Annotated in this window: 8 protein-coding genes and 1 tRNA gene; 7 read left to right on the top strand and 2 right to left on the bottom strand. The window is 41.5% G+C overall.

Features of this window, described 5'->3' with window-relative positions:
* The 5 genes from QYG89_RS16880 to QYG89_RS16860 all read left to right on the top strand — a co-directional run.
* Window positions 1–632, top strand: a 632-nt coding sequence (locus QYG89_RS16880) for an aldehyde dehydrogenase family protein (protein WP_404319373.1), incomplete at its 5' end; no start/stop codon positions are given.
* 71 nt (window positions 633–703) lie between these two features.
* Window positions 704–1,918 (top strand): ornithine--oxo-acid transaminase, encoded by a 1,215-nt coding sequence (locus QYG89_RS16875; protein WP_404319371.1) that lies wholly within the window; start codon window positions 704–706, stop codon window positions 1,916–1,918.
* Window positions 1,919–1,949: 31 nt separating this feature from the next.
* Window positions 1,950–3,194 carry a Glu/Leu/Phe/Val family dehydrogenase gene (locus QYG89_RS16870; protein WP_404319369.1) on the top strand — a complete coding sequence of 415 codons (1,245 nt, stop codon included), beginning with the start codon at window positions 1,950–1,952 and terminating at the stop codon, window positions 3,192–3,194.
* A 99-nt stretch (window positions 3,195–3,293) separates the two neighbouring features.
* Window positions 3,294–4,457: an iron-containing alcohol dehydrogenase gene (locus QYG89_RS16865; protein ID WP_404319367.1), complete on the top strand. Its 1,164-nt coding sequence runs from the start codon at window positions 3,294–3,296 to the stop codon at window positions 4,455–4,457.
* A gap of 85 nt (window positions 4,458–4,542) precedes the next feature.
* A complete protein-coding gene (locus QYG89_RS16860; protein ID WP_404319365.1) occupies window positions 4,543–4,947 on the top strand; it encodes a YugN-like family protein in 405 nt (134 codons plus the stop codon).
* On the opposite strand, the gene QYG89_RS16855 is transcribed toward QYG89_RS16860, so the two are convergent.
* A complete protein-coding gene (locus tag QYG89_RS16855) occupies window positions 4,937–5,929 on the bottom strand; it encodes a potassium channel family protein (protein ID WP_404319363.1) in 993 nt (330 codons plus the stop codon). The genes QYG89_RS16860 and QYG89_RS16855 overlap by 11 nt on opposite strands.
* A gap of 100 nt (window positions 5,930–6,029) precedes the next feature.
* Between QYG89_RS16855 and QYG89_RS16850 the strand changes: the two genes are divergently transcribed.
* Window positions 6,030–6,102 (top strand) — tRNA-Ala (locus QYG89_RS16850).
* Between the two features lie 66 nt (window positions 6,103–6,168).
* Here the strand turns inward: QYG89_RS16850 and QYG89_RS16845 are convergent.
* Complete coding sequence (locus tag QYG89_RS16845; protein ID WP_404319361.1) at window positions 6,169–6,312, bottom strand: hypothetical protein; 144 nt, start codon at window positions 6,310–6,312, stop codon at window positions 6,169–6,171.
* Between the two features lie 215 nt (window positions 6,313–6,527).
* Here QYG89_RS16845 and QYG89_RS16840 point away from each other — a divergent pair, with 215 nt between their 5' ends.
* The gene (locus tag QYG89_RS16840; protein WP_404319359.1) at window positions 6,528–7,439 is read left to right on the top strand and encodes a DMT family transporter; all 912 of its coding nucleotides are present in this window, start codon (window positions 6,528–6,530) and stop codon (window positions 7,437–7,439) included.
* Window positions 7,440–7,949: the final 510 nt, after the last annotated feature.

Raw genomic sequence — 7,949 nt, 5'->3', positions numbered from 1 at the left:
CACAATCGATCGTGAAATCAGCCTTCGGCTTCTCCGGCCAAAAATGTTCGGCATGTTCACGCGCGGTCATCGTAGAAGATGTATACGATCAAGTATTGAACCGTGCAGTGGAATTAACGAAAGAATTAACAGTCGGCAACCCAATGGATAACCATTTCATGGGACCAGTGATCGACCAGGCTTCTTTTGACAAGATCATGCGCTATGTAGAAATCGGCAAAGAAGAAGGCCGCATCGTAGCAGGCGGTACAGGCGACAGCGAAACAGGCTACTTCGTTCAGCCGACGATTGTAGCAGATGTAGCTCCAAACGCACGTTTAATGCAAGAAGAAATCTTCGGCCCAGTTGTAGCGTTTGCGAAAGCAAAAGACTTCGATCATGCATTAGAAATCGCGAACAACACAGAATATGGCTTAACGGGTGCTGTCATTACGAAAAACCGCATGAACATGGAAAAAGCGCGTGAAGAATTCCACGTTGGAAACCTTTACTTCAACCGCGGCTGTACAGGTGCGATTGTCGGGTACCAGCCATTTGGCGGCTTCAACATGTCAGGTACGGACTCCAAAGCCGGCGGTCCAGATTACTTACAGCTTCATATGCAGGCAAAAACAACATCTGAAATGTTCTAATGAAGTAATTGCTAAGAGCCTCCGGCCGGGGGCTCTTAAAGTAAAAGCATAAAATAGTTGGAGGGAAAATGATGGCTAAATCAGTCAACTCGCAAGAAATTATTAAACAAACAGAACAATATGGAGCACATAACTATCATCCGCTGCCAATTGTTATTTCTGAAGCAGAAGGGGTTTGGGTAAAGGATCCAGAAGGAAATAAATATATGGATATGCTTAGCGCTTACTCTGCTGTGAACCAAGGGCACCGTCATCCGAAAGTTATCCAAGCTTTAAAGGATCAAGCGGATCGTGCAACATTAACATCCCGTGCGTTTCATAATGATCAACTTGGGCCTTGGTACGAAAAAATTTGTACATTAACAAATAAAGAAATGGCACTTCCAATGAATACTGGAGCGGAAGCTGTAGAGACAGCTATCAAGGCAGCACGCCGCTGGGGATATGATGTGAAGGGTATTGCAGATGGACAAGCTGAAATTATTGCTTGCGAAGGTAACTTCCATGGTCGTACAATGGGAGCTGTATCGATGTCATCAGACGAGGAGTACAAACGTGGTTTTGGACCGATGCTCCCAGGTATTAAACTTGTACCATATGGCGATCTTGAGGCTCTTAAAGCAGCTATTACACCAAACACAGCTGCTTTTATCATTGAACCGATCCAAGGCGAAGCAGGTATTAACATTCCACCAGCTGGATATATGAAAGCAGCATATGATTTCTGTAAAGAGAACAAGGTTATGTTTATTGCTGATGAAATTCAAGCTGGACTTGGACGTTCAGGAAAAATGTTTGCTTGTAATTGGGAAGATTTTGAACCGGATATGTATATTCTGGGTAAAGCGCTTGGAGGCGGCGTTCTTCCTATCTCTTGCGTAGTAGCAAACAAAGATATACTTGGTGTATTTAATCCGGGTTCTCATGGTTCTACCTTCGGTGGAAACCCAATGGCTTGTGCTGTTTCAATCGCTGCTCTTGATGTGCTCCAAGAAGAGAAACTAGCTGATCGTTCTCTTGAATTAGGGGAATACTTTTTGGGCAGACTGAAAGAAATTAACAATCCGATGATTCAAGACGTACGTGGTAGAGGTTTATTTATCGGTGTAGAGCTGAATGAACCAGCACGTAAATATTGCGAAGCATTGAAAGAAGAAGGATTGCTTTGTAAGGAAACTCATGACACGGTCATTCGATTCGCTCCTCCGCTTGTTATTTCAAAAGAAGAATTGGATTGGGCGATCGAACGTATTCAAAAAGTGTTGGCTGTATCCGGCACGAACTAACGATTAAATAATAAAAGAGGCGAATTTCAAAATGTCGGAAAATCTAAATTTATTCACATCAACTCAGGACGTCATTAAGGAAGCTTTGACAAAATTGGGTTACTCGGAAGAAATGTATGAACTCTTAAAAGAGCCATTGCGCATGTTAACAGTTCGTATCCCTGTGCGTATGGATGATGGTTCAACGAAAGTCTTTACTGGCTACAGATCTCAGCATAGTGATGCAGCGGGTCCATCTAAGGGCGGCGTGCGTTTTCATCCGGAAGTGAATGAAGAGGAAGTAAAAGCATTATCAATGTGGATGACACTTAAAGCTGGTATCGTTGACTTACCATATGGCGGCGGAAAAGGCGGCGTGGTTTGTGATCCGCGCCAAATGTCAATGGGTGAAATCGAGCGCTTAAGCCGCGGCTACGTTCGTGCGATCAGTCAGATCGTTGGTCCAACGAAAGATATCCCAGCTCCAGACGTTTATACGAACTCACAAATCATGGCATGGATGATGGATGAGTACAGCCACATTCGTGAATTTGATTCTCCAGGGTTTATTACAGGAAAACCGCTTGTATTAGGTGGTTCGCATGGACGTGAAAAGGCGACAGCTGAAGGTGTAACAATTTGTATTAAAGAAGCTGCGAAAAAACGCGGAATCAAGCTTGAAGGTGCACGCATCGTTATTCAAGGATTTGGTAATGCGGGAAGCTTCTTATCTAAATTCTTACACGACGCTGGTGCGAAAGTAATCGGAATTTCCGATGCCTATGGTGCGTTACATGATCCAAACGGCTTAGACATTGATTATTTACTTGACCGTCGCGATAGCTTTGGTACGATTACAACATTGTTTGAAAATACGATCTCAAATAAAGAGTTGTTAGAAGTAGATTGTGACATTTTAGTACCAGCTGCGATTTCTAACCAAATTACAGAAGAGAATGCTCACAATATTAAAGCGTCGATCGTTGTAGAAGCGGCTAACGGCCCAACAACGATGGAAGCAACAAAAATCTTAACTGATAGAGGCATCCTTCTCGTTCCTGACGTATTAGCGAGTGCAGGAGGAGTAACAGTTTCTTATTTTGAGTGGGTGCAAAACAACCAAGGCTATTACTGGACAGAAGAAGAAGTACACGAAAAGCTTCATGAAACTTTAGTTGCTTCGTTCAACAATATTTACGAAACTGCCCAAACACGTGGAGTGAACATGCGTTTAGCTGCTTACATGGTCGGAGTGCGCAGAACAGCAGAAGCTTCCAAGTTCAGAGGATGGGTATAATTAGTTAGAAAAGCAGAACAGCCTCTGTGAAAGAAGGCCGGTGATTATTCACCGGCCTTCATTTTGTATATAATAATCAACGGAAAGGGGAAGAGGAAGATGAATCGGTTTATTCAATATAATCCTGTAAAATGGATTTTTGGAAAGGGATCTATAAATAGACTGCAGGCCGAGCTTGCTGTATATGGAAAAAATATTCTTCTCGTTTACGGTGGAGGGAGTATTAAGAGAAATGGTTTATATGAGGAAGTGCTGGGAAAATTAAACGATGATCAAGTGAATGTGTATGAACTATCTGGTATTGAGCCGAACCCGCGGCTTGCAGTTGTACATAAGGGTGTGGAGATTTGCAAAAAGGAAAACATCGACTTTATTTTAGCGGTCGGCGGTGGAAGTGTGATTGATTCTGCGAAAGCGATCGCTGCTGGAGCTAAATATAGCGGAGATGTTTGGGAACTTATTTCACAAGGGAAGCCTATAACAGAGGCCCTGCCGCTTGGAACCATTTTAACATTAGCCGCGACGGGTTCTGAAATGAATGCAGGGCTTGTTATTACAAACACGGATACAAACGAAAAGATTGACTGGCATAGTCAATATGTATTTCCGAAGTTTTCGATTTGTGATCCAACATATACGACAACAGTACCTCGTGATCAAACGGTTTTTGGCATTGTAGACATGATGAGTCATATTCTTGAACAATACTTTCACAATGGAGAGGACTCTAACTTGCAGGACAGCTTCAGTGAAATAACACTGAAGACCATTATAGAGACTGCGTCCAAGCTTTTGGAAGAACCCGAAAACTATGATTATCGGGCGAAAATGATGTATGCGGGAACGATTGCTTTGAATGGTACACTGCAATCAGGATACCGTGGTGACTGGACTGCTCATATTATTGAGCATGCTGTATCAGGGATCTATCATACTCCTCATGGCGGGGGACTGGCTATTTTATTTCCAATCTGGATGAAGTATGCACTTGCATCACAGCCGGCTCGTTTTAAACAATTAGCAGTCCGCGTGTTCAGTGTAGAGAGCACAGGAAAGTCAGATGAACAAATAGGGAATGAAGGCATTCAAGCTCTTCAGCAGTTCTGGGAAAGTCTTGGTGTTCCATCCCGTTTATCGCATTACGGGATTGACAGCAGCCGTTTAGAAGAGATCGTTGATCGAGCAATGATACGAGGCGAATTTGGCCGCTTTTATCCGATGAACAGGAAAAAAGTGATGGAGATTTTACAAGCGGCACTTTGAATAATGATAGGTGGAAATTCCGCGGAGAATCGCGGAGTTTTTTTTATGATTTGGGCACACTATAAAAAAGAGAGGGGATGAGTGTATGATTCAATTACCTTCCGCATTAGAAGGAAAAACTTTTAACTTGCATGATTTAGAACAACAGCTAAAGCCTCTCGGTTATTCAATCGGAGGCAATTGGGATTATGACAGCGGCTCCTTTGATTACAAAATCGATGATGAGGAAGGATATCAATTTTTGCGGCTTCCTTTTACTGCGGTAGACGGCCAATTGGATTCTCCAGGGGTCATTGTACAGTTTGGCTCCCCGTTTGTTCTCGCTCATGTTTATCAGGGGGGGATCGACGACGTTGCTTCTTCGGGAAATATCAGCGGAGCTTTCAATCAATTTGCTGAACCGGAAGATCCAGACGCACAAGTGAAAGAAGAGTATGTGGCATCTGGGAAACGTCTGCTGGAAGAAGTGGAACGCACGCTCAATGTTTAATAACAAGTAATCGATCGGAAGAAAGGATTTGAACAGCGAGCGGAGGATTGATCATCGTGTTCTCCGCTCTTTGAATACCCATTAGGATGACACGCTCTTTTAGTAAATTAATGGCCAGCTCTCCAAATGACATGTGAACCCAATCTGGTTCTGGAGCCATTGTTTTTAAAAGTCCGCCATTTAAAGGGTCAAGCAAATGCGTTAAAGCGGTTGAAGCACCTTCCTGGTGGATGCTGTTTAACATAACAGCGCTCGCATGCTTATTTGTTTGAATGACTTCGTCTGCCCCCGCTCGTTCTGCGTTAATTACTTGATCATTCGTCAAAATTTCCACAATGCAATAGAGAGAAGGACTGCTTCCTTTCATCGCGACTAGTGTTAGTATGGAGTTCATATCGGCATACATTTCATTTTTGTTTGGGTCGGATGTAATTAAAGCAGATGCCGCATTTTTTAAGTTTGCTTTCTGTAAGATTTCATCCCTATGAGGGATTCCCTGAATGAAATGAACTATTTTTTCTGAGTAAGGGTTTGTTCGCAGTGAATCATCAATAAGAACGATATGTCTTGAAATGGAAAATGTTTGCAAATGGTCAATGATTTCTTTCGTACGTTCATTCCAGCCAACGATAATTAAATGATTTTTATTTTCATAAGCAGCCTTACCTTCACGTAGAGCGTTTTGAGAAGTTACAGCAGCAGCTGCCAGATTGATGAAGTAGGCTGAAAGAAAACCGGCTCCAGCGAAAATTAATCCGATCCCGAGAAGACGTCCAGCTGTCGTTTTTGGAGCGAAATCTCCAAAGCCCACCGTCGAGGCGGTGACGACAGCCCACCAAATTCCTTCAAAAATAGTGGGGAACGTATCTGGCTCAATGAAATGAACGGCTGTTCCGAATGAAACGATGAAAAAAACAGCAATGCCAAATATTCGAAGTAAAATGGGGGACTCAACGAATTTATAATAAATAGCCTGGAACATAGTTTTTTTCTCCTTCTTTTATTTTTTGAATATTCTTTATTTCGATTGAGGTATTGCTATTTAAAACAAAATGAATATAATATTGAGTAGAACATCGAACGGGGCATTAGCTCAGCTGGGAGAGCGCTACACTGGCAGTGTAGAGGTCAGCGGTTCGAGCCCGCTATGCTCCATATGATAAAAAGCCTGCAGACGAACTTGTCTGCAGGCTTTTTTCTTTTTAGGGCTGCTAAAATCAATTATCCTGCGAGAAACATAATGGCAATAATCACCGCCGATAGAATAGATCCCCCAATCATTCGTACCCATTTTGTTGTCATCCCATTCCCCTCTCTCTTTGTTTTTTCGATCTCATCACTCTTTTTATTATTCCCTATTTTCAAGGGTTTATTCCTTTTTTTGATAAGAAAGCGCTTTCGTGATTTATTTATTTCAACAACTATGTTCATATGACCTTTCTTTTTGATAAATAATTTTGAATAAAAAATTTATTCCTGCTGTTTTTTGTTAACTAGCAATCTGTCAATGGAAGATTTAAAATGATAAGTGGACTTTATTGTAAATAAAACATAGTTAGATGCATTGGAGGAGAACAACGATGGAAAGGCCAAAAATGAATCCTCATGTTGTACTGTTGATCGGTGTTTTTTCTGTTTCAACTTCCGCTGTACTTGTTAAACTATCGTCCGCAGATGCGGGGATTATTGCTTTTTACCGACTTTTATTTACCGTTTTGTTAATGCTGCCTTTATTCCTTTTAAAGTATGTGGGGGAGTTAAAAAGTGTTTCAAAGAAAGATTGGGGGTTATCGCTCATTTCTGGCGCTTTTTTAGCCTTTCATTTTATTTTATGGTTTGAATCTTTAAATTACACTTCGGTAGCAAGTTCAACGGTACTCGTTACTTTACAGCCGCTGTTTGCGTTTGCAGGTACATACTTTATTTTTAAAGAACGTTTTACGATAGGTGCCTTGGCCGGCGGCGGATTGGCCATTGCAGGGAGTTTTATCATTGGATGGGGAGATTTTCAAGTGAGCGGCCAAGCCTTGTATGGAGATATACTTGCACTTGCTGCCTGTGCGTTAATTACTGGTTATTTGCTGTTCGGTCAGATGATCCGTAAACGTATGTCTCTTGTAACGTATACGTTTATCGTCTATTTTAATTGTATGATTGTGCTATTTTTCTATGTGTTGATTAAACAGGAATCTTTTTATCCATACCCGCCAAAGGAATGGTTATATTTTTTGCTGCTAGCAGTTATTTCGAATTTGCTTGGCCATACTTTATTTAACTGGTCTATCAAATATATCAGCACCTCGTCTGTATCCATGGCCATTCTATTAGAGCCTATCGGAGCTAGTGTTCTTGCCTGGTGGCTGTTGAAAGAAAAACTCATGGCTGCACAGCTCATTGGAGGAGGAGTTATATTAGCTGGTCTTTTACTGTTTGCGTCTGATCCGAAAAAGGTGAAGAATTTGATCAATAAACAAAAAAGACAATTTCAGTAAGAGGAAAAATGTCGGAAGGGTCCATGTTGACCTTTTTTTAACTTATCCTGTTGAATTTTATTCTAGGTGCTCTCTTTCCGCGGGCAGTTCGGGGGCTTCCTTGTCCTGTGCCTTCTGCTTTGATCAACAATAACCATTAACATCCCCCTATGTTTAAGAGGAGGTGGTGAGAAAAGGTTTTATGAAAAGGCTGGATGATGTTAGAATGGAAAGAGACATTCATTAAGTGAGACATTTAAAAACAAAGTTAAAAAACACTTGCCATTATTTCAATAGCGTGATATATTATTACTTGTCCGAAAGACGAAAACGAAAAATCCTAAACATAAAAGTTTTTGACAGGACAATTTGAGTGTGCTATATTGTTGAAACGCACTTGATAGATTGATCTTTGAAAACTGAACAAAATACATGCCAGTAAGTTAATTCTTATTTAAAACAATTGAGCTATGCAAACAATCTTTTTGGAGAGTTTGATCCTGGCTCAGGACGAACGCTGGCGGCGTGCCT

The sequence above is a fragment of the Bacillus lumedeiriae genome, from assembly GCF_044891285.1.
Taxonomy (GTDB): Bacteria; Bacillota; Bacilli; order Bacillales; family Domibacillaceae; genus Pseudobacillus; species Pseudobacillus lumedeiriae.
The sequence above is the reverse complement of the archived record's forward strand: the minus strand, read 5'-3'. Positions and strand labels throughout refer to the sequence as shown.

Coding starts and splice junctions, on each gene's coding strand:
- QYG89_RS16865 (WP_404319367.1), top strand. CDS start 3,294: ATGAATCGGTTTATTCAATATAATCCTGTAAAATGGATTTTTGGAAAG.
- QYG89_RS16840 (WP_404319359.1), top strand. CDS start 6,528: ATGGAAAGGCCAAAAATGAATCCTCATGTTGTACTGTTGATCGGTGTT.
- QYG89_RS16870 (WP_404319369.1), top strand. CDS start 1,950: ATGTCGGAAAATCTAAATTTATTCACATCAACTCAGGACGTCATTAAG.
- QYG89_RS16860 (WP_404319365.1), top strand. CDS start 4,543: ATGATTCAATTACCTTCCGCATTAGAAGGAAAAACTTTTAACTTGCAT.
- QYG89_RS16875 (WP_404319371.1), top strand. CDS start 704: ATGGCTAAATCAGTCAACTCGCAAGAAATTATTAAACAAACAGAACAA.
- QYG89_RS16855 (WP_404319363.1), bottom strand. CDS start 5,929: ATGTTCCAGGCTATTTATTATAAATTCGTTGAGTCCCCCATTTTACTT.